Origin of the sequence: Sneathiella limimaris (assembly GCF_012932565.1) — a bacterium.
GTDB lineage: Bacteria > Pseudomonadota > Alphaproteobacteria > Sneathiellales > Sneathiellaceae > Sneathiella > Sneathiella limimaris.
The window spans coordinates 164110-188008 of the sequence record NZ_JABBYJ010000002.1 but is presented as its reverse complement, the minus strand read 5'-3'; the positions used below and the strand labels follow the sequence as shown (position 1 = coordinate 188008).

Below are 23899 nucleotides of genomic sequence, written 5' to 3'. Positions count from 1 at the left end.
TCATCCAAGAACAAGTGAAAGGAGTTTGAAATGAAACAAATACTGGTTCTTGGAATTTCGGGTGGTCTGGGCGGTGAAGTTGCCAAAGCGTTTTTGGAAGAGGGATGGCAGATCGTTGCCCTGCACCGAAATCCAGCTGAAGCAAGAAAGCGGTTTGATCCAGCGGCACCGATAAAATGGATCAAGGGCGATGCCTTGGTGGAAAAAGATGTGATCGAAGCTGCCAACGATTGCTCACATATTTTTCATGGGGTGAACCCACCCAGATACAGAAACTGGCGTGAGTTGGCGTTACCTATGTTGAAGAACAGTATTGCCGCTGCCCATGCCCATTCTGCGCGGCTTATCTTTCCAGGAAATGTCTATAACTATGATCCGAGAACAAACAGCCTCATTACAGAAGAGACCGCTCAAAACCCGATATCGAAAAAAGGGCAGGTGCGGTGTGAGATGGAAGAATTGGTGCAGCGGGCCGTTTGTCCCACGCTGATTGTGCGGGCTGGGGATTTCTTTGGCTCATTTGCGCCGGCGTCCTGGTTTCAGACGGTCATGATCCCATCTGGCTCCAAATCAAAAGCGGTAACTTCTCCTGAATTTGAAGGGGTAGGGCATGCTTGGGCTTACTTACCCGACCTGGCGAAAACCATTCTGGAATTGGTCAATAAAGAGAATGATCTGCAACGGCATGATGTGTTTAATTTCGGTGGCCATTATCTTGAGCCGGGTCAATCCATGGCAACTGAAATTCAGAAACAACTTGGCCGTGACTTTAAGATTAAAAAGGCCCCTTGGCGTTTAATCGGCTTGCTCTCATTCTTTGTGCCTTTGTTCCGAGAAATTAAGGAAATGAAATATCTCTGGGAGGTGCCATTGAAGCTGGATAACTCGAAGCTTGTTGCTTTTCTGGGGCAGGAGCCACATACCGATTTACCCTCGGCTGTGAGGCGAAGTTTGCCTGATTTTTAGTTCCAGGAAATAGGGATTTTTCCTGTCTGATTAATTTTATGGTTAACAGATTGAAAAAATTAATAAAATTTTAACTAAATGCTTTGCGCGAGCAAATCTTTATGTTAGGAACAACTGAATTTTAGCTTTCTGCCTTGTCGGTTTGCGGCGCGTAAATGGGTAGCGTAACAATTGGAGTTGAATATGAAAAAGTTGATTGCGGGTATTATTCTTTCTGTCACTGCAGCTTTTGCCCTTAGCGGCACAGCGAACAGCGCAACCTACTATCCAGTTGGTGATATTCTGACTGAGACAGCGCGCGGTGGACCTTCCGGAATTGAATTGGGCCAGCCTTCAGCAAATGATGTGATCGACAATGGTGGAGAGGGCTTTCAGGTTCTTGGCTTCCTTGGAAACGGCTATTCTGACTTCTTTACCTTCACAATGGATAAAGCGTTCAACTTGACGATTGACAACTTCGTTAAGGACAACACTGCAGACGCGATCTACACGTTCAAGATGACTGGGCAAGCAGATGTTGAGCTGTCTACACCGCAGTCTGACTACCTTCTGTATTCAAACCTGGCTGCCGGAACATACACATTCGGCATCGAGTCCCCGAACAGACGTCAGGCACTTTACGACGTCTCTATCTCAGCTGTTCCTCTTCCAGCAGCCTTGCCACTTTATGCAGCTGGCATGGCGCTTATCGGCTTCATGGGATGGCGGAAAAAACGGGCGGCTTAATTCCCCGATCAATACAAGATTTCTGAAAGACGGCCGTTTTCTTAAGCGGCCGTTTTTTCATGTTTGAAAGGGTTACAAAACTCAAGCCCACCAATAGATAAAACTTCCTTTTGCAGTGTCTGACCTATTCCTGTAAAAGGGCGGGACCTTAATTCTAGTCTTAATTTGCAGGAAAGTTTGATGACACGTCACCTCATTACATCAGCATTACCATATATCAATGGCGTCAAGCATTTGGGTAATCTGATCGGGTCCATGTTGCCATCAGACCTGTATGCGAGATATTTGCGGGCAAGAGGCGAGGAAGTTCTGTTCATTTGTGCGACTGATGAGCATGGAACTCCAGCTGAATTGGCAGCACGTGCTGCTAACCTGGATGTTGCTGAGTTTTGTAAAGAGCAACATGAAGTTCAGGCAAGACTGGGTGAGGCCTTTGGATTGTCGTTCGATTATTTCGGGCGCTCTTCCTCTCCGCAGAACCATGAGCTGACCCAGCATTTTGGGAACAAGCTTCTTGAAAACGGGTTTATTGAAGAGCGGGTCACCAAACAGGTTTACTCTATTGATGATGAGCGTTTCCTGCCGGATCGGTATGTGGAGGGAACTTGCCCTCATTGCGGATATGACAAGGCGCGTGGTGATCAGTGTGAAAGCTGTACGCGTCTGTTGGATCCAACGGACCTTGTGGATCCTCGCTCTGCGGTGTCCGGTAGTACAAATCTGGAAGTGCGTGAAAGTAAACATCTATTCCTGCTGCAATCCAAGCTGTCAGATGAAATCCGCACTTGGGTGAACAAGCACAGCGACTGGCCGGTTCTGGTCTCCTCTATTGCGATGAAATGGTTGGATGAAGGTCTGCATGACCGCGGGATTACACGGGACCTGAAATGGGGCGTTCCGGTTGGCCGGGAAGGCATGGAAGACAAGGTTTATTACGTCTGGTTTGATGCGCCAATTGAATATATCGCGGCCACCAAGGAATGGGCTGACGAAGATCCGGATAACCGGGACTGGAAGTCCTGGTGGTATGAAGCCGATGATGTGCGCTACACCGAATTTATGGCGAAAGACAATATCCCATTTCATACGGTGACTTTCCCAGGAACCCAGATCGGCAGTCGAGAGCCCTGGAAAATGGTGGATTACATCAAGGGCTTCAACTGGCTGACCTATTACGGCGGTAAGTTTTCTACCAGTCAGCAGCGCGGTATTTTCATGAGCGATGCGATTGAGATGCTGCCGGCTGATTATTGGCGCTATTATCTTCTGGCAAATGCCCCAGAAAATTCCGACAGCAGCTTTACCTGGGATGGGTTCTCCGGAACTGTAAACAAGGACCTTGCTGATACCCTTGGGAACTTTGTGAACCGTATCCTGAAATTCTGTAGCTCCAAATTTGGTACAGAGTTGCCCTCAGGCGGTGAAGCCGGAGAGCGAGAAGCAAAACTGGCGGCAGATCTTCAAGGCCGGGTTGATGCCTATAACACTTACATGGATGAATTGCAGATCCGCAAAGCCATGCAGGAGTTGAGAGCGATCTGGGTGATGGGCAATGAGTATCTGACAGAGGTTGCTCCGTGGACAGCGTTTAAAACTGATCCAGAAGCGGCAGCGGTTAGCCTGCGTTATGCCATTAACCTGATCCGTATCTTTGCGATCTTAAGCGCGCCAGTTATTCCGGATGCTAGCCGAAAACTTTCCGATGCACTTGGACTAGATCTTTCAGGCACTGAGTGGCTTGAAAAGCCAATGGCTGAAGAACTGGTGACATTGTCGGCAGGCCATGCTTTCAGCGTTCCTGATGTTCTTTTCCGCAAGATTTCAGATGATGAAGTCGCTGCATGGGAAGAAAAATTTGGCGGCTCCGACGCAGCTTAGGTCTCTAAAAATTTAGGTAAATTACACCCCTGGATTTAACTTCGGTTTAACAGGTTCTCGGTAAACTATCTGAAACTTGGGATAGCAGATACCGGACCTCTTGAACTGATGTTGAAGAAGATCATTCGCAAATTTATTCGTGATAAACAAGGAACGACTGCGCTTGAATTGGCACTGATCGCACCTGTTTTGACGATTATTCTGTTTGGTCTGATCGAATTGGGTGTTGCTATGTTCGTGAATACCGTGGTTGAAGGCGGGCTTCGCGATGCGTCCCGTGTCGGCTTGACCGGTATGCAAACCGATGGCGTCAGTCGGGACCAGCAGATCGCGAATATTGTTAATGAAGCGTCCCTCGGTCTCGTCAATCTGACATCAGGCGATATTTCAGCGCTTATTTATCCCAGCTTTGGGGATATCGGGATGCCTGAACCTTATGAAGACCTGGATGGTAATGGTCAATATACGGCGACTGCGATTACTGTAGGCGGCGTTGATTATCCCAATGGTGAGCCCTATCAGGATATTAACGGTAGTGGGTCTTGGGAAGATGATATGGGTGCTGCTGGTCTAGGTGGTCCCGGTGAAATTGTCCTTTATACAATTCGTTACAACTGGAATTTCCTTAGTGGTCAGATTGTCCCTTTTATGGGGGGGAGTATTCCTATGACAGCCTCCATGGTTGTTCGGAACGAGCCTTTTTAAGGAAAATGGCATGAAGAAGCTCATTCAGAAAATAGGTGCGACACAGGTTGGATCCTTTGCAAAAGGGTTCATTGCAAACTGCTCCGGCGTTGCCATGACGGAATTTGCCATGCTGTTGCCGCTCATTTTCCTAATTGCGGTTGGCAGTTTTGAGGTCAGCCGTTACGCCCTGATGACGCAAAAGATGGACAGGATTTCAGCAACTGTAGCCGATCTTGTCGCTCGCGATGAAGCTTTGACCGCGGCAGAAATGGACAACCTTCTTGATTCCATTGAGCATTTAGCCTCCCCGTTCGAGTTTGATGGCTTAGGAATGGTCGTGGTGACTTCAGTTGTGGGACGTGATGGCAAAGACCCCCTCATCATTGGTCAGAAAAGTAAAGGCAGCCTGGCAGATAAAAGCAGTTTGATTGGATCCAATGGTGGAACCGCGAAACTACCAGCTGTTTTTACTGACCAAGATGGTCAGACGCTTGAGAATGACGAAGGGCTAATCGTCACAGAAGTCTTTTACAAGTTTTCTCCGTTCTTTGCTGGCGCAGGGGGCAGCTATATCGCTGACGATTTCCTGTCAGGTATTGATATCTACCGACAGTCTTTTTTCCGTCCGCGTTTTTCTGAACGGACAACTTTCGAATAATTCACGTTCTTGATTGCCGAATTCTAAAATTTAGCCCTCAATCCTTAATCTAGAAACGAAACTGTTTGGTTGCGTTTTTTTGTGTGGACTATTTATGCAACCAGAAAATTGCAGATTAAGCGAGAGCTAAAATGACAAGTTTCCCTGATGAAATTGAGTAGACTGTTAAGTTTTCAGTGCCAGTATCACGGCATTGTAAAGCGCTGACGGATTATTGGATGAGAAGGGTCAGAATTATGGCATGCCTGGATTGATATCATTGAGCCAGAGCATCATTTTGCTTTTTCCTGGTATCCTCTGGATGTTGAGATCAACTCAAGCGAACCGGAAGGGCTGAGGACCAAGTGAGTTTTCACCATAAAAGAGATGGATCCGACTGTATTCTGACAGTTAGACAATCCGGGTTTTCGGCATTCAGTGATAAAGAGGCCCTGAAGATTCTGAAGCAGATCAAGGAAGGTTGGACGTATCAGCTTCGAAATATTGAGGTATATCTCAGTGCATAAGACGACTGTTAATCACCAAAGTCTGGTTCTTTTGTTTGCAGCGCTCGGAGATCCAGTTCGGATACACCTGGTTGATAAATTGTCAGATGGGCAAGGACATTCAATCACGGAGCTGGTGGAAGGATTTAAGATGTCCCGCCAGGCCGTTCGCAAACATCTTCAGGCACTGGAACTTGCGAAATTAGTGAAGTCATTAAAGTTGGGAAGAGAGCAGCATTTCCACTTAATGAGAGACAAATTCACTGAAGCCCAGGAGTATTTCATCGAGGTCTCTCGTCAGTGGGATGAGAATCTTGATCGGTTGAAACGCTATGTGGACGAATGATCGCTGAACTCAGCCGCTTCTATAGGAAGTTTTAGCAACAAAAAAGGCGCCGAATTAGCGCCTTTTTATTTTAGAGATTCTGAGAGATTTATTCAGAAATTCTCAAGTTACTCAGTTCCTGACCGATAGAGCGGAAAGCTTCACGCAACGTTTTCTCATTCGGTGAATGAAAATAGTGAGCCGGTGACGTCGCACAATTGCGATAGAGAGCATCGTTGCCGCTTTTGAATTTAATCGTGTAGACAATAATGCCTGCGGCTTTCATTGCATTGCAGGTCTCCGTAAACTTCGCGTCTATTCGATTGCGGTAGTAGGTTGGGTTGGTATAACGCAAGCGGCCATCCGGATCCGTATAGGTGTCAATCGATCCAGCTGAACTTGCGTGTCTGCTCCACGCGTTTTTCTGATGACGAGAGTATGCGTTGTAATCAAATGTCGGCTTGCCGCCATGACTAAAGACCAGGTTTTCACCATCAGTCATCATGATTACAGCCTTATCAATAAGCGGCTCATTATAATCAGTTGGCAGATCTGGAGGAGATCCTGCCCATAAACCGCGCCAACGGGGTGAAATTGCCCGCCAGCCCCAGACCATTCCGACGTTACCCATCGTTCCGCCGCTGTACCAGGGGCGCATTGCTTCAATGGCTGCCTTCACTGTCGTTTTCTCAGCAGTTAGGGGAAGGATTGGTGTTGGGCAGCCCGCGTTGGGACCGCGACCAACTGAATTGTCGAAACTATTCCAGAGTTTGACGTCTTCTTCGGCAATATGAACCACATCACCGGGTGAAGAATCGTTCCAATCGTTGTCGTTATCCCGCCAGCGATGGTCCAGATCTCTATGACCGTCAAAATAAACATAAGGCAAAAAATCCTCGTTAGGAGGATCATCCGTTGTATCAATCGTACCACCATCGAGGTGACCGCGCATTTCAACGCAGCCTTTCCAGCCATAGTTAGTGTCATTGCTGCCATCGCGATCGACATCATAACCAAGTGGAAGGTGAAAATCGGTGTCTTTGAAGAATTCGCTCTGATTAGGTCCTGAATTAGTCACAATATTAATTTGTTCACTTCTGTCGAGGAACCCAATGTTTTGGTACCCAACATTCACCTGAGTGACATAAGGAACGATACCGACCCATAGATTCTTTTGAATCTCTTTCTCACCATAAAGAATATCAACGAGGTCGTGAGCCGCTCTTCTAAGGGAGTTAATGCGACGGTTCTCATCAGTTCCGCTATATCCGTTGGTGTCAGAGTTTCGGGCCATTGAGCCCGTGTTATCCAGAACCATGATGAGTTCTAACCCCCGGTTCACACGATTAACAACAGTTCTGGCCCCCACACTCACTTCTTCTTTTCCAAGAATACTCATGAATGTTGTGTTCAAGTCCGCATTGACTTTCAGTTCGATATTTTCACGATTTGCATCCCATGAGATTTCCAATGCACTAACATCTGCACCCATATATCCAGAGGTAAAGTTTGCATCGAAGAACTTCTGAGCGTCCGCGAGAACAACTGCATCTTCTTTAAAAATCACCCGTCCTGCAGCCAGTCCCGCAGCATCAAGTGCTGTGGATAGCTTTGACTTCAAGACATAGGCACGGCCCAAGTCAACAGATAGGCCAATGGCGCCCATGATAGGGATTGCCAGAAATGCGAAAAGGACCGCACTGGCGCCATTATTGTCTCGCCCAAGTTGGGTGAGTGATTTTATAAATTTACTGACAATTGAGGTGATGCACATTGGGTGACCCCGCATTTATCGAGAAAAACTGAAGCGTGGAGCATCGCAGAGAAGTCTTAAACTAGATTAAAGATAAAGCGCCAATTTCGATTAATTATGCGTAAAAAACTCTCTATATGAGGGTGCTTAAGTAAAGAAACGTAACTTCTGAGCTAATACACATTATATATTATGCAGATCTTTAAGTTAATTGAATTTTAAGTAACTATTAAATAAAAATACAAATAATTAATTGCGAATACTTTATTTATTAAATTGAATAAAATTTTATACAATAAAAAATTGCGTTTTTCAGAAAAAATTACATCGTTTAACTATTGATTAATTATTTTGGGGCAAATTACATCCCAGGAGCAAGGCAAAAGGGTTCTGGAGCCAGGCTTCGAAACTAAAGGCTTCTAGGAGCTTTAAACAGTAAAGAGTTCTAGTAGTCAGTAGATTGAGAGGTCAGCTCTCAGGATTAAAGATTACCTTCGGGACAAAGTCCTGTAGCTTAATTAGGAGATGTTAAGATGATTAAAATGTTCCGCGCATTTGCAAAAGACGAATCTGGTGCAACAGCTATTGAATATGGTCTGATTGCCGCCTTGGTTGCCCTGGTAGGCGTTGTTGCTTTCACCGCCCTCGGTAACACAATCTTCGAATCTTTCGATGAACTTGCAGACACACTGTGTACAAGTGCTGGTGGTACTTACACAGATTCAGCAGACGGCACAGCTGGTTCCTGCACATTCTCATAATTCTAGGATTATGTAAGGAGCTGCTTCGGCAGCTCCTTTTTCATTTCAGCCCTTGAAGGAGAGTAGCATGTCAAGTTTATTAAAGTTTGTACAAAATGAATCTGGAGCTACTGCCATTGAATATGGGCTAATTGCCTCATTAGTTGCCGTTGCGGGTATCGTCGCTTTTACGACAACCGGCGGTACAATATCCTCAAGCTTTGCTGAGATCGCTAAAGATGTGTGCGAAGTTGTCGGTGGCGAATTCACACTGTCAGATACAGGTGAAGATAGCTGTAGTTTTAGCTAAAAAGAATAATCAAAAGCAGCAATGTTACTAGACGCCATCTACTTAATCTCAGTCTTCGCTGCTTTATCTGCTGCACTCTATGCAGCTTACTCTGACTGGAAAGCCTTCACCATTCCCAATGCCATTAGCATTGTTTTGGTAGTACTTTTTCCAATCGCGGTTTTAACAGCCCCACAAGAGATTGACTGGATTATATCACTTGCCACATTTGGCGTGGTTTTTATTGTCGGTTTTCTGCTTTTTGCCCTCGGCGTTTTTGGCGGTGGGGATGTCAAGTTGATTGCGGCACTTTCTCTTTGGAGTGGGCTCGCATATATCATCCCCTTTTTAATTGTCACTGTTTTGAGTGGGGGCCTCCTCGTTTTTGTTGTCATTATTCGTGAAGCTCTTCGAAAAACAAAAGCGGAAGATCTTTCCTTTAATGCTGGTGTCCGCTCGGCGCTTCGCTCCAAAACACCTGTACCCTACGGTGTTGCGATTGCAATTGGCAGTCTGCCTATTTTCTATTTTTATATAAAAAACAGCGGCTTTGCTGGTTAATTTTACGCGTTTTTTAACGTGAAGTTAAACTCTCCCCATTACAAAAGAGTAATATCGAATCTAGTGGAATTAGTCTCATGGCACGTAAACTAATCTTGGTTGTTTTTGCTCTTGTTATTGCAGGTGCAACCGTCATGTTCGTTCGGAACTGGGCGGGTAATCAAACGTCAACCCCTGTGGTTCAAACTGTTACAGAAACAGTTGTCGCACCAAAAGAACCGGAAAAGAAAATTTTGGTGGCGGCGAATGATCTTCCAGCAGGAACCTTGGTAAGAGAAGAACATCTTACCTGGCAGGAATGGCCAGATTCGGACGGTCTCGAAGAGAAATACATTGTTGAAAATGTGCGGACTGCCAATGAGTTTTTTGGCACAGTCGTTCGCAAAGGAATTGCTGTTGGAGAGCCAATTTCTGAAAGCCGTATGGTTCGGCCTGGTCAGCAAGGTTTCCTCGCTGCTGTTCTTGAACCTGGTATGCGTGCTGTCTCTATTAATGTAGATGCAACAGCAGGTATTGCAGGCTTTGTATTTCCTGGTGACAAAGTCGATGTTGTTCTGACCCTGACTGTAAATCGGGAAGGGGAGAGCCAAATTCCTCAACATGCCAGCGAAACAATTTTAACTGATGTTCGGGTGGTCGCCATGGACCAAACAACTGATGATCAGACCCAACAGGCAACGGTTCGAAGCATTGCAACTCTGGAAGTGACACCAAAACAGGTAGAGGTTGTTTCAGTTGCACGGGAACTGGGACGTTTGTCTCTGTCTCTACGCAGTATCGCCCGTGTCGAAGATACAGAAAATCCACTGGATAATGCGGTTGCGATGAAACCAGAGCGGGGCAAAGGGTTCACACTGGACAGTGAAGCGAGTGCCCTTATCCGTGCACCTAAAAATGCGGGCCGTGCACCTGAAACTGTCATCATAATTCGCGCCGGCGAAGCTAAACAAAAAGCCTTCGATTAAGGGGAATGATTGTGAAAAAATTCATTTATACATTGACCGCAATTGCATTCCTTGGATTGGCAGGAATTGTGACATCGGTTCAGGCCGCAAAGGTTATCAATGATATCGGTGATCCGATTGAACTGACTTTGAATTCAGGTAAATTGATCCAGCTGGATAACGGTGCCGCGTCTGTTTTCGTTGGCAACCCAGAGCTGGCTGATGTGCAGGTTCAATCGCCAAAAATCATTTATATTTTCGCCAAGAAGCCCGGCAAGACAAACCTGTTTGCGTTGAATAAGCAGGGTAAAGTTCTGCTGAACTCCCCAGTGCAGATCAGCCATGACCTGGCTTCATTGGAAACAGCGTTAAGAGAGGTTGATCCAAGAGGATTTATCAAGGCGGCTTCAGTACAGGATGGGCTCGTTCTCACAGGCCGTGCTCTGACAGATAACATAGCGCATGAAGCTCATCGGTTGGCCGCCCTTTACGCACCGGGTGGAAAGATCGTGAACAGAATTACGGTTGAAAGCGCCCAGCAAGTTAATATTCGCGTTCAGGTGGCGGAAGTTGCCAGATCTGTCAGCAAGCAACTTGGGATTAACTGGGAACAGTTCAGCAATATTGGCAAATTCGCCTTTGGAACTGGAATTGGCCGTGATGTGGTCAGCTCAAGTTCTTCTATTCTCAGAAATGGTAGCTTGAGCAGTGTTTATGCCGGTTTTAATGATGGAACGACGTCCATTCAGGGCTTGATTGACGCGTTGGAAGATGAAGGACTGGTCACGTTGTTGGCTGAGCCAAATCTGACAGCACTATCTGGTGAAAGCGCTGAATTCCTGGCAGGTGGTGAATTCCCAATACCAGTACCGCAGGAAGACGGTATCATTACGGTTGATTATAAGGACTTTGGTGTTTCCTTACGATTTACCCCAAATGTAGTTGGTGAAAATCGGATCAACTTGAAAGTTCGCCCGGAAGTCAGTCAGCTGTCTTCCCAGTCAGCGATCAATGTGAACAATATTTTCATTCAATCAATTATCACTCGGCGGGCGGAAACCACAGTTGAGCTCGGAAGTGGTCAGAGCTTTGTTCTGGGTGGGCTGCTGAATAGTGATACTAACAACAACGTTTCTAAAACCCCACTACTTGGGGAGCTGCCAATTATTGGAGCTTTGTTTAAATCTACTTCTTTCCAGAAGAATGAAACGGAACTGGTTATTATTGTGACCCCATACCTTGTTGAGCCAGCTAATTCACGGATTGCGCTGCCAACAGATGGTTACATTCCACCAAACAAAAAAGAGCTCTACAAAGACGGTTTGCTGTTCAAGCCAACCAGTGAAGGCGCTCAGAACAAGAAATCCGATGGCTCTGAAACAGCTTCTGAAAGCGTGAAGCTTGTTGGTCCTGCCGGCTTTATCATGGAGTAAACAAATGACGATTTTGAATATTTCCAAAAAAACTTCGCTATTTGCTGCTCTGGCAGGAATCAGTCTGGCCGCATGTGCCCCAATGGATCCAGAAACTGGACGTCCAGCAGCCATGCGAGCATCTCCTGAAACCGCATCTATGACGAAGCAAATTAATGTTCAGGAATTAAAACCAGTTCATATCGTGCGTTTCGGTGGATCGGGGCGGGATTTGACAGATCTTGAAAAAGGTCGCTTGATCGGGTTTTTGGAAGCCCAAAAAGTTAAATTTGGGGAAACCCTGCATCTTGAGTTGCCGCCGTTTAATGATGTGGACGGCATGAACGAGCGTCGTTTTGGTGCTGTTGGCAGTTTCCTGGAAGGCTTAGGCGCAACGGTAGTTCCAAAAATCTTGCCCGATACAAGCGCTGGAAATTTGCGTGTTTATTATTCCAAATACGTCGCAACGGTTGATCCGGTCTGTAACAAAGGTTGGCAGCGCCCACCTGGGACTGACTATGAAAACCTTAATCTGCCACATATGGGGTGCGCTACAGCTTCAGCATTGGCGCAAATGGTTTCCAATCCGAAAGATCTCGTCTCTCCAAGGGAAATTGGCGGGTATGACGGTGAGCGGGCAGCCCGGTCAATTGCAAAATACAAAGCAGGATCTGGCGGCAAAGCAGGGAGCTCCGAAGGTGGTGGTTCCGGTGGTGGCTCTGGCGGTGGTTCCGGCGATAGCTCCGGTGGCGATAAAAAGTGATTTTGTCCTGAATTAGCAGATTGGGTAATACAGATGGCAAGTACAGCAGCAAATTTGAGTACACTATTCGGCAATCAGGTAAATGAAGACTTGATGGTCTTTGTCGATGATGAGCATTCTCTGGGTGTTTGCCGTGCGGCAGCATCAGATCTTGGCGCGTCAACAGATGCAATACAGGATGGCGGAATTGTGGAAGCGCTCAATCGAATTGAGCCCGGTCACTCTCCCAAAAAGGTGGTAGCTGATATAAGCCGAAGCCTTGATCCGGAAGCTGACGTCACAAGACTAGTTCGGAAAATGGGGCCGACTAATCATTTGATCATTATCGGAACCTCCAACGATGTGAAGGTTTTCCGAAAAATGATAGCCCTCGGTGCTCAGGATTATCTTGTGAAACCACTAACGGCAGAAGATTTCGTGGATGCTGTTGATCATGTGGATAAAGCAGGAGCAGCAGCAAACACGGCGCAAAGTGGAAAACTCACCGTCATTATTGGCGTTCGGGGTGGAACTGGCGCTTCAACCATTGCGACCAATCTGGCATGGATTATGGCCAATGAAGAACGGATGACTACCGCACTTCTGGATCTGGATCTGCATTTTGGGACAAGCACACTTTCGCTGGATGTAGAATCCGGGGGCGGTTTTCGCGAAGCGCTCGAGAACCCACACCGTCTTGATAAACTCTTTCTGGATAGCGCCATTACCAAAGCCGGTGATCGCCTCGCAGTTCTAGGTACAGAAGAGCCAATTGAAGAATTTGTGGATGTAAACCCTGATAGCATTGATACGCTGATTGGCGAAATTAGTCAGGATTACAGCCAGGTAATAGTGGATCTTCCTCGTCACCTTCTGCCGACTCAGGGAGCGTTGCTGGCTTCTGCAGACACGGTTGTTCTGGTGTCTGACCAAACATTGGCCGGTATTCGTGATATGAACCGAATTACCCAAGCCATGACGTCATTATCGACCAAAGGCCGAATTGTTCGTGTGATCAGCCGTGTTGGATCTGAGCGGGTAGCACAGGTTGCGAAAGCTGACTTCCAGAAAGCGTTAGAGGAGCCTGCACAATATTTCGTTCCCGAGGATGGAAAAACTGTTTCGGTTTGTGCAAACGCGGGTAAAGCGGTTTCAGAAGTTAATATGAAGGCACCAATTACGAAGGTCCTGCGGGAAATGGCTGCGGATCTGTCTGATTATGAAGAGCCTAAGAAAAAAGGCCTCTTTGGTCTTGGATCTAAGAAACCAAAGAAATCAAAGAAAGCTAAAGGTTAAGTAGCGTGAGTTTGTGGCGGTCCTCTTCAGGGAACTCAAAGAAAGAAAGTCAGGCGGCAGCGTCTGGTTCTAAATCCGTAGGTGGTTTGGAATTGGTCGAGCGTTACTTTGCAGCTGCGTCCGAAGAGTTGATCCTGACTTTAGAGCCAACTATTAAACGGGCTGATTTTTCGGCTTCCGTTAAAAGTTATGTTCGCCAGAAACTCGAAGCAGATCGCATTGAGCTAAATGTTCTCGAGCAACGTAATCTCGTCGCCGCGCTTTCGGATCGCCTATGGACAGAGTTCGAGGCCAATTTCAAAGCGCCGGAGCCCTCAATAGTTACCAATCCAGATTTATCGTCACCATCAGGTGGCTTTGGAGAGGGTGAACTCCCAAAAGCAACCCAAATTTTGGAAGAGGGGATTACTGTTTTCGGAGTGGATTCTGATGCGCCTGTTGAAGTGAATGCTCAGTTTGACAGGCCAGTTCCAAGCGAAGCCACAGAGTCTTTTGCTGAACCAGAGTTTGAGCAAGAATATACAGAACCTAATGTTCCTCTGGCACAGTCTATTCCGGAAGCTACACCGGAACCATCTGAACCAACCATTCCAGAAGTCGAAGAACCAGCTGAAGCTGAGATCTTTAAGTTGGAAGCGGTCACAGAAGCTCAGGCTCCCAGGGCAGCCTCTCAAATAGAAATTATTAAGGAGAGGGTCCAGCCACTATTGCTGGAGCGGATTGACATCAGTGCTGCTGTCGCCATGGATCGCTTGGATCTGGCACGCGACATATCAGATATCGTTGCAGATATTTTGGTGGAAGAGCGAATTCAGCTGAACCAACGCGAGCAACGCGAACTAATTGAAAGGCTTATGCATGATATGCTGGGCCTTGGACCGTTAGAGCCTTTGCTTGCTGATGAAAGTATCACTGACATCATGGTCAATGGACCAAAACAGGTCTATGTGGAGCAAAAGGGCAAACTCGTTTTATCTGACTGTCAATTCAGGGATAATGCCCATGTCTTGAGCATTGCGGGCCGGATCGTGAGCCATGTTGGCCGGCGTGTTGATGAAACAAATCCGTTGGTGGATGCGCGTCTTGCTGATGGTAGCCGTGTGAATATTATTATTCCGCCGTTGGCCATTGATGGGCCCAGTATCTCTATCCGTAAATTTGCCAAGCAGAAAATCACCTTGGATACGATGGAGCGTCAGGGCAACCTTTCTCCATCAGCCGCAACCGTTTTGCGGGTTGCAGGTCGTTGCCGTCTCAATATCTTGATTTCAGGTGGTACGGGCTCTGGTAAAACCACCATGCTGAATGCGATTTCTCAGCTGATCGACCCGGGTGAGCGGATTGTCACAATTGAGGATGCGGCGGAACTGCAAATGCAACAGCCTCATGTTGTCCGCCTGGAAACCCGCTCTGCCAACCTTGAAGGGGCAGGGGAAATCTCCATGCGGGATTTGCTTAAAAACTCCCTGCGTATGCGACCTGATCGAATTATCCTGGGTGAGATCAGGGGCGGTGAAGCCATTGATATGCTTCAGGCAATGAATACCGGCCATGATGGATCCTTGTCAACAATTCACGCCAACAGACCAAGGGAAGCCTTGACCCGTCTGGAAAATATGGTGGGGATGTCCGGAGTTAATCTACCCGCAAAAGCGGTTCGAACACAGATTGCTTCTGCGATTGATCTGATTGTACAGGTTAGCCGAATGCGCGATGGCGTGCGGAGGGTAACGTATATTTCAGAAGTTGTTGGTATGGAAGAAGATGTCATCACCATGCAGGACCTCTTTTGGTACGAATATAAAGGTGAAGACAAAGGTGGCCGCCTGATCGGTGACTTCAAGTCATCAGGTCTGCGTCCCCACTTTGCCCCGAGAGCCGCCTATTTCGGCCTGGATAAAATGCTAATAGGAGCAATGTGATGTTTGCAGGTGAAGACCAGTTGATGCTGATGTTAATTGTTGGCGGTGGAACCTTGTTCGTTACCTTAGTTCTGGGTTTCGCGCTGGTTGGCGGCGATAACGCGTCTGCAAATACCAAACGTCGATTGGCAAACTTGTCCCACGGACATGCCCCTGTTGCTCCAAAAGCCGGTCAGCGGAATAGTGCCCGGATTGATGACCGCCAGAGCAGCATCAAGGTGCTGGATACTTTGGCGCGGAAATTGATCCCAAAACCCGCTGAATTGAAGGCGCGGCTTGAAAAAACCGGTAAAAAATTGACGACTGCCGAATATGCCTTGATCTGCTTGGTGACAATGGCCGTTGTAATTGTCGTGATGCGCTTTGTTTATGATCTTACCTGGCTGCTGTCTATTCCTGTAGGTCTAACAAGTGGACTTATTTTGCCCCATTGGACAGTTGGATTTATGGGCGCACGCCGAGTGAACAAGTTCATGAAGCATTTCCCTGAAGCTATTGAACTAATGGTTCGAAGCCTGAGGGCAGGCATTCCGATCAGTGAAGCCATTGCAACAGTTGCTAACGATGCTCCTGAGCCAATTGCCACAGAATTTAAGCGGGTTTCAGATACTGTAAAGCTGGGTAAATCCGTAGAGGATGGTCTTTGGAAGGTTGCCAAAAGAATTGACCTGCCTGACTTCAAATTCCTGATTATTGCCATCTCCATTCAGCGTGAAACGGGTGGTAACCTGGCAGAAACACTGGCGGGACTTGCCAACATGCTGCGCAAGCGGCGTCAGATTAAGCTGAAAATTAAAGCTATGTCGTCCGAGGCCCGGGCCAGTGCCTGGATCATCGGATCACTGCCTTTCATCATGTTCTTCCTGCTGTGGTTGGCGAACGATGAATATGTGATGACATTGATTAATGACCCCCGCGGTATCTATCTGATAGGCGCAGGCCTGACGATGATTGCGAGTGGTGTCGGCGTTATGGCCAAAATGGTCCGGTTCGAGATTTAGGAGGGCGACATGGATATTACAACCTTACTCCCCGCCTGGATGAAATCAGAGGATATTCTGGCTCTTATTGCTGGCGGTGCTGCGTTTGTTTCTTTTCTGTTGATCTGGAATGCGCTGCTTGTCAAAGATACATTGCCAGAGCGTATTAAGGGACTGGATAACCGCCGCAAGGAATTGCGAGACGAGATTACCAAGAAAAATCCTCAGCGAAGCAACTTGGTCAAGAAAGAAAGCTTCATGCACCGGACGGTCAAGAAGCTGCAGTTGATGAAGGGCGAACGTGCCAAGGGCATTTCCGCACACCTGGCACAAGGCGGTTGGCGGTCTAAAGAGGCGTTGGCAACCTATCTGTTCGCCCGGATTTCATTGCCGATCTTGTTCGGCGGTCTTGGAATGCTATATTTCATGGTTAAAAATCCGTTTGATTGGCCCTTGATGGCAGGTTTTCTGGCGTCAGCAGGTGCCGCTTTCGTGGGGTACATGCTGCCAAGGATTATCCTGAAAAACCAGATCAGCAAACGTTACACTGCGATGCGGAAATCCTTACCGGATGCGTTGGACCTTCTGGTTATTTGTACGGAAGCGGGACTTAATCTGGATAGTGGTCTTGATCGGGTCTGTAAGGAGATTACAAACTCTTCCCCTGAACTGGCAGATGAGTTTGCGTTGACCTCTATTGAACTTGGCTTCCTGCCAGAGCGGAAAGAAGCATTGATGAACTTGGCTGCACGCGTTGACTTCCTTTCGATGAACACGCTGGTCAATACACTGTTGCAGACAGAAAAATACGGTACTCCGCTTGCTGTCGCATTACGTGTTTTATCCGCAGAGATGCGGGATGAGCGTTTGATGAAAGCCGAAGAAAAGGCTGCTCGATTGCCTGCTATTATGACCGTACCAATGATTGTGTTTATCCTGCCGGCTTTGTTTATTGTCTTGATCGGTCCTGCTGTTCTCAAGGCGCTGGACGCCTTCAGTTAATATTAGGCAGCTCTAAGTAGAAAATAAATTTATTTATTTAAGTTTACTTCTTAACTTCATTCATTAAGTTGGTTGCTAGATAAAATAAAACCAAAAAGGCATGGATTATGGGATTATTTGCGTCCGTTTCTGAAAAAATTGGAGATGATGACCAGCTTGCGGGACTGAAGAACGAGCTTGGTGACGAAGTCCTGGTAACGCTAGTGGATATGGCCCAGACTAACATGGAGACCGGGCTGCAGAAGGTTAAAGAGGCGCTGGATGCGGGCGATAGTACAATGCTACGTGAAGTCGCCCATTCCCTAAAAGGATCCACGAGTTCGTTATGCTCTTTGCGGTTCAGCGAGATGGCTGCTGCAATAGAGCAAAATTGCAATGAGATTGAACAGGTTAAAGAGAACTTTGATGAATTTGAGGCCGCCGGTCAGTCCACTATGGATTGGTGGCAGTCTAAACGACCTTAACCTGATTAACAGGAAACAAAAAAGCAGGCGATTATCGCCTGCTTTTTTATTGGGAATTTGGTCCTTGAGATTAATAGGCCACATACCCGGAGGCATAAACTTCTGCGCTTGCAGTATCAGTCGCTGTTGCGACTGATGCCGGCTCCTTTGGCGAAGGAACATCCGCACGCTTTTCTGAAGGGCTTCCTGTCGCGATCGCTTCACCGTCAATTTCAACTTGCTCTGTAACCAGAGGAAGGAAACAGTCGGTATTCCTGCTTTTGAGTGTAGTGCAGAGTTCAGCTGGCGCTGCTTTTTCTGCAAAACCACCAATTCTTACGCGATAGTATGTCCCTTTTTCCTCACCCAGGTCCGCAATTGTATAAACAGGCTTGAAGGACTTGAGGAGATCTTTATGCGCAGTCGTCAGCTCATCCCAGGCTTGCCGTGCCTTATCCAATGTCTGGAAGGAGGCAAGTTGGATGTAGTAAAGAGGCTGATCGACATCGGAAAGATGCTGAAGCCGGACATTTTCAAACTTGAACTGAGAAGCTGGCTCAGAGCTTTCCACTGCTGTTGTTGCATCTTCCGAAGTAATAGCAGCTGTTTGAATTGGAAGTTGAGTATATGTGGTGGTTACCGGCTCATGAGGGGTCGGCTCTGCTGACGCAGCCGGCATTACTTCCTGCTGGGCAGTTGTATCCGCACCAGTTTCAGGCATTTGTGGTTCAGCTTTGGCCAAAACCGTCGGTTCTTCGATTTCCACAACCACTGGCTCAGCAGCTACCTTTGCAACCTCTGGAGTTGTTTCCGGCTTGGCTTCAGCGACAACATTGGTGTCTTCTTTTGGCTCGGAAGTTTTAATCTCTCCAGCATCTGCCATAGCTGAGTGGTAGGCAGGCTCACGCTGGGAATTAATCAATTCAGCTAGCTCTGCCAAAGGCGTTTTCTTTTTCTCGGACTTAGCTGCAGCAGTAGTGCTCAACTCCTGAGTAGCGCTTTTCGCTGCAACAAGAGTTGTTGGCTCTGAAGTTGATTGCATGCCTCGTTCAAGATTGGCCATTTCGGCGGCAGAAGCCAGCGCGGTCGGCTCGGCAGCTGCCGGCACAGGATTCGTGCTGATGTCGGTTGTTTCCTCACGCGCAACGATTGGTGTGTAAGGTTGGCGACTTGTTGCAGGATCGCGTCTGGCGATATTTTCAGCGGATTTCGCAGAGGTTTCCGCTAGGCCGTTGATTTTCGCAGTCGCGACATCATTCGGGGTTTCGTTCAACGCCTGGAAATAAAGGGCATTGTTACGAGCATCCCGTTCGCTAAGATCCATCCGAGAATATTTCATGGCTTCCGCAGATTTACCGGCCATTCCATAGACTAATGCCAGGTTCTGACGATGTTGTGCCGTTGCTTTGGGATGGGCTGTAATAATCTCCAACATGGCAATTGCCTGCTCCAGCCGACCGACAAGCGCAAGTGAGAGAGCCAGGTTGTTCTGATATGTCAGGTTATTCGGGTCAGATTTGATCGCCTTGCGATAGTGGTCATGAGCTTTGTCATGTTCACCAGCTGTATCCATGGCGAGAGCAATGCCACCTAAAGCCTTTGAATTGTTTTCTTCAAGGGTCAAAGCCATTTCAAAGGACTTGGTTGCGAGATAAGGCTTGTCCTGAGACAGGTGAAGATATCCAATTCCATTATGAACTTCCGCTTCATCCGGGAATTTGGCGACAAGTTGCGTGTAGAGTTCTTTTGCCGCTTCAATCTTCTTGGTTTTCCGAAGAATTTCTGCGATTTCCAGAACTGGTTTTGGATTCTTTGGATCTTTGTCGCTAGCCATTGAATAGAAGCGAATTGCCGTTTTTGCATCCCCGCGTTGCCAAGCCCGATCCGCCATCCGCATAATCCGTTCAGCATTAAACGTATTATCCATTTGGTCGGTTTCTTTTGCCACTTGGATTGGCGCAGTCGCAGAGTTGTCTTCCTGCATTGCTGTTCCGCAGCCAGCTACGATCAAGCTGGTGCTGAGAAGCAGCATCTTACGGTTTGCTTTTATGATCTGATCAATTTGGAGCACGGTCGGTCTCCCTCTCTGTTCTAGAACGTTTGGACTGACCGTATCCCATTCATCCTTAAAAACAGTTAAGAACTAGATTTGAATTAAAATAAAATTTTTATCAAAATACGGGTAAGTTTATATATTCATTCGCCTTTTTGGGATGCTGTTGTTTGAACTTGCGGAAGATGGGGGCAAGACATCCTCAGATGGCCCTGTATGAGGCGGGTTTGGGTGCTGAACCGGACTGCTTTGGGGTGGAATGAAATGACTGGGCACAGGGCCACCTCTGTTCACTGGTGCTGGTGGAGCAGCCCTTTTCTCCACAGCTTCATTAACATATCGATCAAAAGTTCCGGCCTGTATTTGGGCGGGAATGGCTGAAAATAGTTCGATTGCATTCTGCCGACCAATTCCGTTAACAAAATTAGCGATCGTGATGGTCAATAATCCAGTTCGCAATGTTTGCTCATCAACGGACTTGGACTTACAGTGAGCCATTGCACTGGAAATGGCATCCGCAACAGTTCGATTTGCTTGATCAGGGGTCATGTCGTGATCCTTTGATGTGTAAACCTGTTTAGTCTGGTTGGAGGACGTATGGCCGCGGAGTTTGTGACGACGGATGCTTTTCATGATAAAAAGTATTTCAAAAGGAAATAAGCAGGAACGGAGATCGGGATGGATGATCTGGAGCAATTGGCAAAGCTAATTGAAAGGAGCAATCAGATCGTTGTGTTTACTGGAGCAGGGATCAGCACTGAGTCGGGTATTCCGGATTTTAGGAGTCCAGGGGGACTATGGGAGAAAAACCGACCAATTGACTTCTCTGAATATATGGCATCTGAAGACGCCCGCCGGGAAGCCTGGCGCCGAAAGTTTGCCATGGACGAGGTGATGGGCAATGCAAAGCCGAATAAAGGGCATGAGGCGATTGCCAGGCTTTATGAACTTGGAAAGCTCAACTGCGTTATCACTCAAAATATAGATGGTTTACATCAGCAATCCGGAATTCCCGAAGAGGATGTCATCGAACTGCATGGCAACACCACATATGCAAAATGCTTGGATTGTCATGAGCGAATGAGTTTGGATGAGGTGCGGGAGATATTCCAGCCAGAAGAGACATTACCCATTTGCCAAAAATGTGGTGGCATTGTCAAAACAGCGACAATTTCCTTTGGCCAACCGATGCCAATACGAGAAATGCAGCGGGCTGAAATGGAGGCCATTGAAAGCGATCTTTTTCTGGCGATAGGATCTTCACTCGTTGTCTACCCTGCCGCTGATATCCCGGTTATTGCAGCCCAGCATGGCGCTAAGCTAATTATAATCAATAGAGAACCAACACAGGTGGACCCAATTGCGACATTAGTTCTCAATAAAGAAATCGGAGAAACTCTCGATCTTGTCACAAAATTGTAAGGCAGAAGGGTGATAGTGTCATACTTGACTAATTTTGTCATTTTTCTGCAATAAATGGGTTTGGGAATGAGCAATATCCAAGGCTTTTTGACAAAGCTATGCATATTTGTCCTGGTTATTACAGTACCAGTAGCTGTGGTTGCGTTTTGGATGGTTAGCCAAGATGTATTGAGCCTTGAATATGGAATTCTTCTGACACTCACACCCGTTGGACCTGCAGTCCTTGTTTTTAACAAGTTGATCCGGGAAATTTCATCTTTGACGCGGCGCATGGGGCATGCCATCGCTGAGCCGATGGAAGAGGTTCGTTCTGATGAAACGGATCGTGCTGGGTTGTTGCCGATAAATGATTTCCTGTTGACCATGCAACAGTATCAGCGGGTGCTGTCCAATCTGCTCGAAGAGACCAAGCTGCGACAAAGCGATACTGCCCAGCTTTTTGATATCTTACCAAACGCTGTGTTGGTTTTGGATGACCGGCGACGGATTGTTCAGCACAATCTTGCAGCTGCAGAGTTTTTTGGCCGCTCAGACATTAGCGGTGATCTCGTGTCTTACTTGCGCCATCCGTCACTGATCAAGGCTGTGGATGCAACGCTTGCGGGCGAGATGCAGGGTAAACGGGTTGAGTTTGCAATGGTGGGTGATGTATCCCGTTACATTGCCGCGAACATTGTTGTGTTCGATGGAGAAAAAAAGGGTGGGCTTCGGGTTGTTGTCACGCTTCATGATCTGACAGCTATCCGGAAAACCGAGCAAATGCGCGTTGATTTTATTGCCAATGCGAGCCATGAACTGAGAACACCACTAGCCATTCTTATCGGTGCCATTGAAACTCTGCTTGGACCTGCGGCAAATGATCCGGCTGCACAAAAACGCTTCCTGTCTATTATGGAGGCGCAGTCCAATCGAATGTCACAATTGATCAATGATTTGCTGTCACTTTCTCATATCGAAATGAATGAGCACAGCCGTCCTTCTGATCCATTGGATATTATCGAGGTTCTGAAATCGGTTGTACATTTGCTGTCTGGCAAGTCTTTGTCATTAAACAAAACCATAGATTTGGACGTGCCCGACAAACCCGTCATTGTTATAGGCGAAAAAGAGCAGTTATCCCAAGTGTTTACTAATCTTGTGGACAACGCGCTCAAATATAGTCATCCAGAATCAACGATTACTGTTCGGTTGCGTGAAGTAAACAATCAAGCCCGGATATCGGTGATTGATCAAGGGGAGGGGATTCCCTCGGAACATTTGCCGCGCCTGACAGAGAGATTTTACAGGGTTGATAGTGATCGAAGCCGGGAAATGGGTGGTACTGGCTTAGGCCTTGCGATTGTAAAACATATTGTGAGTCGTCATAGAGGACAGCTGGAGATCGACTCAGTGCTCGGAAAAGGATCTGTCTTTACCGTTAAACTTCCCAGCCAAACAGCGGAAAGTGCCGGTTTTAATAAGGTTTTATCGCTGTAACAATACTGTCATATAAGTGTAGTACTAGCGTCACTCGTAAGGGGCACTGTCCGCTCACCGGCAGGCATTGCTGCCGTAAGATATTACGGAGAAATTGACGTGTTTAAAAAGACTCTCGGACTGGCTGTCGTTGCAACGGTAGCCATTGCTTCTCAGGCAGTTGCTCGTGATCAGATCAGAATCGTGGGATCCTCAACTGTATTTCCTTTCTCTACAACTGTTGCTGAAACTTTCGGTAACAAGGGCGGTTTCAAAACGCCTGTTGTTGAAAGCACTGGATCGGGCGGTGGCCTGAAGTTGTTCTGTGCCGGTATCGGTGAAGAGCACCCAGACATTACAAATGCTTCGCGTCGCATTAAAAAGTCTGAAGTTGAAAAATGCGCCAAAGCTGGCATTACAGATATCACAGAAGTTAAGGTTGGCTTCGACGGTATCGTTGTTGCAAATTCTAAAGCAGTTAAGCCACTTAACTTGACTAAAAAGCAGATCTTCCTGGCTCTGGCGAAACAGATCCCAGTTGATGGCAAGATGGTCGACAACCCAAACAAAACTTGGAGCGATGTTGATCCGTCATTGCCAAATGTCGCCATTAAGGTTTTTGGTCCGCCTCCAACCTCTGGTACGCGTGATGCTTTTTCCGAGTTGGCTCTGGAAGGTGGTGCAAAAGCATTCCCAAGCCTGAAAGCTCTGCGTAAATCAGACAAAAAAGCTTTTAAAGCAATCGCTCACTCTGTTCGTGAAGACGGTGCATATGTTGAAAGCGGTGAAAACGACAACTTGATCGTTCAAAAGCTGGTTGCTGAACCAGATGCAGTTGGCGTATTCGGCTTCAGCTTCCTGGATCAGAATGCTGATCAGCTTCAGGGTGCGGTTGTTGGTGGCGTGGCCCCAACATTCGAAAATATCTCAAAAGGAGATTATGGTATCTCCCGCTCTCTGTACTTCTACGTGAAAAACGCTCACGTTGGTAAGGTTCCAGGTATCAAAGAATTTATCGCTGAATTCACAAGCGAAGATGCGTTTGGTGAATTTGGATATCTGACAGAAAAAGGTTTGATCCCACTTTCTGAAGAAGAACGTGCAAAAGTTCGCCAGGAAGCGACGTCTTTGACGAACCTGAAAATGATGTAAGTCACCAT

The 23899-nt window shown here is 47.1% G+C and carries 23 protein-coding genes; 20 read left to right on the top strand and 3 right to left on the bottom strand.

All coding sequences use genetic code 11. The annotated features are described in order from the left end of the window. Nucleotides 1–30 precede the first annotated feature (30 nt). From HH301_RS14505 to HH301_RS14480, 6 genes are all read left to right on the top strand, one after another. The gene (locus HH301_RS14505; protein ID WP_169569744.1) at nt 31–966 is read left to right on the top strand and encodes a sugar nucleotide-binding protein; all 936 of its coding nucleotides are present in this window, start codon (nt 31–33) and stop codon (nt 964–966) included. A 183-nt stretch (nt 967–1149) separates the two neighbouring features. Then, entirely contained in the window at nt 1150–1692 is a 543-nt protein-coding gene (locus tag HH301_RS14500) for a hypothetical protein (protein ID WP_169569743.1), read from the top strand. Nucleotides 1693–1872: 180 nt separating this feature from the next. Then, complete coding sequence (gene metG / locus HH301_RS14495; protein WP_169569742.1) at nt 1873–3570, top strand: methionine--tRNA ligase; 1698 nt, start codon at nt 1873–1875, stop codon at nt 3568–3570. A gap of 108 nt (nt 3571–3678) precedes the next feature. Further along, the gene (locus HH301_RS14490) at nt 3679–4275 is read left to right on the top strand and encodes a TadE/TadG family type IV pilus assembly protein (RefSeq protein ID WP_169569741.1); all 597 of its coding nucleotides are present in this window, start codon (nt 3679–3681) and stop codon (nt 4273–4275) included. A gap of 10 nt (nt 4276–4285) precedes the next feature. Beyond that, nucleotides 4286–4915 carry a TadE/TadG family type IV pilus assembly protein gene (locus tag HH301_RS14485; protein WP_169569740.1) on the top strand — a complete coding sequence of 210 codons (630 nt, stop codon included), beginning with the start codon at nt 4286–4288 and terminating at the stop codon, nt 4913–4915. Between the two features lie 498 nt (nt 4916–5413). Continuing rightward, nucleotides 5414–5746: a helix-turn-helix domain-containing protein gene (locus HH301_RS14480; RefSeq protein WP_206378349.1), complete on the top strand. Its 333-nt coding sequence runs from the start codon at nt 5414–5416 to the stop codon at nt 5744–5746. A gap of 88 nt (nt 5747–5834) precedes the next feature. Here HH301_RS14480 and HH301_RS14475 read toward each other — a convergent pair whose 3' ends face one another. Beyond that, nucleotides 5835–7499, bottom strand: a complete 1665-nt coding sequence (locus HH301_RS14475; protein ID WP_169569739.1) for a TadE/TadG family type IV pilus assembly protein — start codon at nt 7497–7499, stop codon at nt 5835–5837. Nucleotides 7500–8011: 512 nt separating this feature from the next. Between HH301_RS14475 and HH301_RS14470 the strand changes: the two genes are divergently transcribed. From HH301_RS14470 to HH301_RS14420, 11 genes are all read left to right on the top strand, one after another. Beyond that, on the top strand, nt 8012–8239 hold the full coding sequence (locus tag HH301_RS14470) for a Flp family type IVb pilin (RefSeq protein ID WP_169569738.1): 228 nt from the start codon (nt 8012–8014) through the stop codon (nt 8237–8239). Between the two features lie 67 nt (nt 8240–8306). Then, nucleotides 8307–8528, top strand: a complete 222-nt coding sequence (locus HH301_RS14465; RefSeq protein WP_169569737.1) for a Flp family type IVb pilin — start codon at nt 8307–8309, stop codon at nt 8526–8528. Nucleotides 8529–8549: 21 nt separating this feature from the next. After that, entirely contained in the window at nt 8550–9068 is a 519-nt protein-coding gene (locus HH301_RS14460; protein WP_169569736.1) for an A24 family peptidase, read from the top strand. Nucleotides 9069–9145: 77 nt separating this feature from the next. Then, on the top strand, nt 9146–10033 hold the full coding sequence (cpaB, locus tag HH301_RS14455) for a Flp pilus assembly protein CpaB (protein ID WP_169569735.1): 888 nt from the start codon (nt 9146–9148) through the stop codon (nt 10031–10033). Between the two features lie 11 nt (nt 10034–10044). Beyond that, complete coding sequence (locus tag HH301_RS14450) at nt 10045–11445, top strand: pilus assembly protein N-terminal domain-containing protein (protein ID WP_169569734.1); 1401 nt, start codon at nt 10045–10047, stop codon at nt 11443–11445. 4 nt (nt 11446–11449) lie between these two features. Further along, nucleotides 11450–12187 carry a CpaD family pilus assembly lipoprotein gene (locus tag HH301_RS14445; RefSeq protein WP_169569733.1) on the top strand — a complete coding sequence of 246 codons (738 nt, stop codon included), beginning with the start codon at nt 11450–11452 and terminating at the stop codon, nt 12185–12187. Nucleotides 12188–12220: 33 nt separating this feature from the next. Beyond that, the gene (locus HH301_RS14440; protein WP_169569732.1) at nt 12221–13462 is read left to right on the top strand and encodes a CpaE/TadZ family protein; all 1242 of its coding nucleotides are present in this window, start codon (nt 12221–12223) and stop codon (nt 13460–13462) included. Nucleotides 13463–13467: 5 nt separating this feature from the next. Next, complete coding sequence (locus HH301_RS17505) at nt 13468–15384, top strand: ATPase, T2SS/T4P/T4SS family (protein ID WP_206378348.1); 1917 nt, start codon at nt 13468–13470, stop codon at nt 15382–15384. Further along, nucleotides 15384–16385: a type II secretion system F family protein gene (locus HH301_RS14430; protein ID WP_169569731.1), complete on the top strand. Its 1002-nt coding sequence runs from the start codon at nt 15384–15386 to the stop codon at nt 16383–16385. The genes HH301_RS17505 and HH301_RS14430 overlap by 1 nt, the downstream gene beginning before the upstream one ends. Before the next feature lie 9 nt (nt 16386–16394). Further along, nucleotides 16395–17366, top strand: a complete 972-nt coding sequence (locus tag HH301_RS14425; RefSeq protein ID WP_169569730.1) for a type II secretion system F family protein — start codon at nt 16395–16397, stop codon at nt 17364–17366. Between the two features lie 107 nt (nt 17367–17473). Continuing rightward, nucleotides 17474–17830 carry an Hpt domain-containing protein gene (locus HH301_RS14420; RefSeq protein ID WP_169569729.1) on the top strand — a complete coding sequence of 119 codons (357 nt, stop codon included), beginning with the start codon at nt 17474–17476 and terminating at the stop codon, nt 17828–17830. Between the two features lie 70 nt (nt 17831–17900). Here HH301_RS14420 and HH301_RS14415 read toward each other — a convergent pair whose 3' ends face one another. Both HH301_RS14415 and HH301_RS14410 read right to left on the bottom strand, forming a co-directional pair. Beyond that, nucleotides 17901–19880 (bottom strand): tetratricopeptide repeat protein, encoded by a 1980-nt coding sequence (locus HH301_RS14415; RefSeq protein ID WP_169569728.1) that lies wholly within the window; start codon nt 19878–19880, stop codon nt 17901–17903. A gap of 117 nt (nt 19881–19997) precedes the next feature. Next, nucleotides 19998–20411, bottom strand: a complete 414-nt coding sequence (locus HH301_RS14410) for a hypothetical protein (protein WP_169569727.1) — start codon at nt 20409–20411, stop codon at nt 19998–20000. 129 nt (nt 20412–20540) lie between these two features. Between HH301_RS14410 and HH301_RS14405 the strand changes: the two genes are divergently transcribed. The 3 genes from HH301_RS14405 (at nt 20541) to HH301_RS14395 (ending at nt 23891) form a co-directional block, all read left to right on the top strand. Then, nucleotides 20541–21284 (top strand): SIR2 family NAD-dependent protein deacylase, encoded by a 744-nt coding sequence (locus tag HH301_RS14405; protein WP_169569726.1) that lies wholly within the window; start codon nt 20541–20543, stop codon nt 21282–21284. Nucleotides 21285–21350: 66 nt separating this feature from the next. Beyond that, a complete protein-coding gene (locus tag HH301_RS14400; RefSeq protein ID WP_169569725.1) occupies nt 21351–22760 on the top strand; it encodes an ATP-binding protein in 1410 nt (469 codons plus the stop codon). A gap of 99 nt (nt 22761–22859) precedes the next feature. Next, nucleotides 22860–23891, top strand: coding sequence for a substrate-binding domain-containing protein (locus tag HH301_RS14395; protein ID WP_169569724.1), 1032 nt, complete (start codon nt 22860–22862; stop codon nt 23889–23891). The last annotated feature ends 8 nt before the right edge of the window (nt 23892–23899 follow it).

Coding starts and splice junctions, on each gene's coding strand:
- HH301_RS14505 (WP_169569744.1), top strand. CDS start 31: ATGAAACAAATACTGGTTCTTGGAATTTCGGGTGGTCTGGGCGGTGAA.
- HH301_RS14500 (WP_169569743.1), top strand. CDS start 1,150: ATGAAAAAGTTGATTGCGGGTATTATTCTTTCTGTCACTGCAGCTTTT.
- metG (WP_169569742.1), top strand. CDS start 1,873: ATGACACGTCACCTCATTACATCAGCATTACCATATATCAATGGCGTC.
- HH301_RS14490 (WP_169569741.1), top strand. CDS start 3,679: ATGTTGAAGAAGATCATTCGCAAATTTATTCGTGATAAACAAGGAACG.
- HH301_RS14485 (WP_169569740.1), top strand. CDS start 4,286: ATGAAGAAGCTCATTCAGAAAATAGGTGCGACACAGGTTGGATCCTTT.
- HH301_RS14475 (WP_169569739.1), bottom strand. CDS start 7,499: ATGTGCATCACCTCAATTGTCAGTAAATTTATAAAATCACTCACCCAA.
- HH301_RS14470 (WP_169569738.1), top strand. CDS start 8,012: ATGATTAAAATGTTCCGCGCATTTGCAAAAGACGAATCTGGTGCAACA.
- HH301_RS14465 (WP_169569737.1), top strand. CDS start 8,307: ATGTCAAGTTTATTAAAGTTTGTACAAAATGAATCTGGAGCTACTGCC.
- HH301_RS14460 (WP_169569736.1), top strand. CDS start 8,550: ATGTTACTAGACGCCATCTACTTAATCTCAGTCTTCGCTGCTTTATCT.
- cpaB (WP_169569735.1), top strand. CDS start 9,146: ATGGCACGTAAACTAATCTTGGTTGTTTTTGCTCTTGTTATTGCAGGT.
- HH301_RS14445 (WP_169569733.1), top strand. CDS start 11,450: ATGACGATTTTGAATATTTCCAAAAAAACTTCGCTATTTGCTGCTCTG.
- HH301_RS14440 (WP_169569732.1), top strand. CDS start 12,221: ATGGCAAGTACAGCAGCAAATTTGAGTACACTATTCGGCAATCAGGTA.
- HH301_RS14430 (WP_169569731.1), top strand. CDS start 15,384: ATGTTTGCAGGTGAAGACCAGTTGATGCTGATGTTAATTGTTGGCGGT.
- HH301_RS14425 (WP_169569730.1), top strand. CDS start 16,395: ATGGATATTACAACCTTACTCCCCGCCTGGATGAAATCAGAGGATATT.
- HH301_RS14420 (WP_169569729.1), top strand. CDS start 17,474: ATGGGATTATTTGCGTCCGTTTCTGAAAAAATTGGAGATGATGACCAG.
- HH301_RS14410 (WP_169569727.1), bottom strand. CDS start 20,411: ATGACCCCTGATCAAGCAAATCGAACTGTTGCGGATGCCATTTCCAGT.
- HH301_RS14405 (WP_169569726.1), top strand. CDS start 20,541: ATGGATGATCTGGAGCAATTGGCAAAGCTAATTGAAAGGAGCAATCAG.
- HH301_RS14400 (WP_169569725.1), top strand. CDS start 21,351: ATGAGCAATATCCAAGGCTTTTTGACAAAGCTATGCATATTTGTCCTG.